The organism is Bacillus sp. C30 (assembly GCF_040838255.1).
Taxonomy (GTDB): domain Bacteria; phylum Bacillota; class Bacilli; order Bacillales; family Bacillaceae_G; genus Bacillus_A; species Bacillus_A mycoides.
Map to the genome: position 1 here is coordinate 1 of NZ_JBFPJH010000495.1, position 1,950 is coordinate 1,950.

At 31.1% G+C, this 1,950-nt stretch carries 2 protein-coding genes; both read right to left on the reverse strand.

Annotated features, from left to right (window positions below; genetic code table 11):
- Positions 1 to 295: 295 nt before the first annotated feature.
- Positions 296 to 652 (reverse strand): hypothetical protein, encoded by a 357-nt coding sequence (locus tag AB3X49_RS22145; protein WP_367964763.1) that lies wholly within the window; start codon positions 650 to 652, stop codon positions 296 to 298.
- 21 nt (positions 653 to 673) lie between these two features.
- A complete protein-coding gene (locus AB3X49_RS22150; protein WP_367964765.1) occupies positions 674 to 1,897 on the reverse strand; it encodes an Alp7A family actin-like protein in 1,224 nt (407 codons plus the stop codon).
- Between the last annotated feature and the right edge of the window lie 53 nt (positions 1,898 to 1,950).

Consider the following 1,950-nt stretch of genomic DNA (forward strand, 5'->3'; position numbering starts at 1 on the left):
CCAATAATTTGTAAAACAAATGATTTAAATAAGAACAATACAATACGATAAGAATAAATACCCAAAACATCAAAGATTTAAAAATTTAAGGTCGCTTTTTTTGTTTACTTGTTGGTATTTCCATAAACTCACCACTTTCATTGTATAAAAGTATGTATTTGAAAAAACTACTTCTTATTTAAAATACAAAAATGGAGTGCCTTTTCTAATAAGTAAGCATTCCATCATGTTAATATGCGTTGTTGTCTTTTGCTTTTTCTAATTTTACTCAATCAAAAGTTGTATGTTAGTTTTTTTAAAAGTCCATTTCTTCACTATCCTCTTTGTCCATTCCACCAACCACTTCTTTTATACTCAAAATCTTTCCCTCTTGAAGACGTGGCTCTTCACCTTTAAGCTCTGGTTGTTTTGGTGTGGGAACAAACCCATTAGAAAGTAAAAGATCTAATTTATTTTCAACTGTATCTAAAAGATTTAATCTCTTTTCTACACTATCTAATTTTTTCATTAATTGCTCATACCGTTGTTCGTTTTGTACTAATTCGACAACAAAGCTGGTTAATTGCCTACTATTAGACTTTTCATTAAGGATTGCATACACATCATCGGGCATATTATCAGCACCTAATGCCATTTTTCTCCTTTTAGTCATATATTAGCACGTCCTTTTGTTCTAAGCTAACTGTTCTTTCATATCATCAATTGCTTTTAATTCTAATGCAGCTAAGTTAATTGTACGTGATGTTGGAGCGAATACTTCTTTCTCGTCATTTTGAATAATGTCGTTCAAGAAGAAGTGATTGTTATTAGCAGCCGTTTCAGACATATGATCTAATAATGTAATACGGATATACGGTTCTAAAACTGGAGCTTCGCCTCCAATATAGATGAATTTCAACACAGTATTCGTACTAGATGGAATAAATATATCAAGTACTTTAGCAACTAAGATCCTAGCATATTCTTGTAGAGCCTCTACAATTTCTGTTGTAAAATCATAACTTTCTCCCGTATTTTCATTATATAGCACATATTTTTGTTCCTTGTAATTATTAACAATAAACTTTTCTAATGTTCTTAGATCTTTAAAGAATTGAATAAGTTTTTCTTTTCTAAATTGCTCTAGATATCCTAAGAACGGCTCAATATCTATAACCTGGAAAGAATCTCTATGTTTAGGTGTTGTAAGTCCTTTGCCGAGTCTTACAGCATCAGTAGATCCACCACCTATATCGGTTAACACCACTTCATAATCATTAAATTTTTCAACCTCATGGCGTTTTTCAATACTAATTACATTTGAGTTTTTATCTTTGGCTACCATTTTATATTTCAATGCATGCCTAGCTATTTCTGATTCATTTTTACATTTCGCTGAATTAACTGTAATAGATAATTCTCTTTCCATGCCTGGTGTTAAGACTTTAACTTTATGTTCACCAATAAATCTTTCTTCCATCTTCTTATGGGCAGTACTAAATTTCTCTTCACGTTTTAAAAGCCAAATTGGAAGCATCATATTCATATTTTCAATTTCAACTTCATTATCTTCTTTATCAGCGTTCAGAGCGTGATAATAAGCAATCGCTCCTAGAAAACTAACGTATGGAATATGGCTATTGATTTTATCATGCATCTTATTCACATGAGAGTTTGCTAGTTGGTTATCTTCAGCCAGTTTCCCCACTAAGAAGTATGATTCTTCACCATCAATTTCAGTTAAAATTAATAAGCTGTCTAGTAAATCCTCTGGATTTAAAATACGATCAACAAGTAAGTCTTCAGCTTTTTTCTTTGAAATTTTAACAACGTTTGTTGCAAGCTCAAAATAATAACCGTCAACCATAAAGTTATTAAAACTATTGCCGAAATCCGCTACTTTTCTTCCAATTTTCATTTTTAATTCCTCCTCAATACTTTAAGTGCGACTTAAGTACGACTATTAATTAT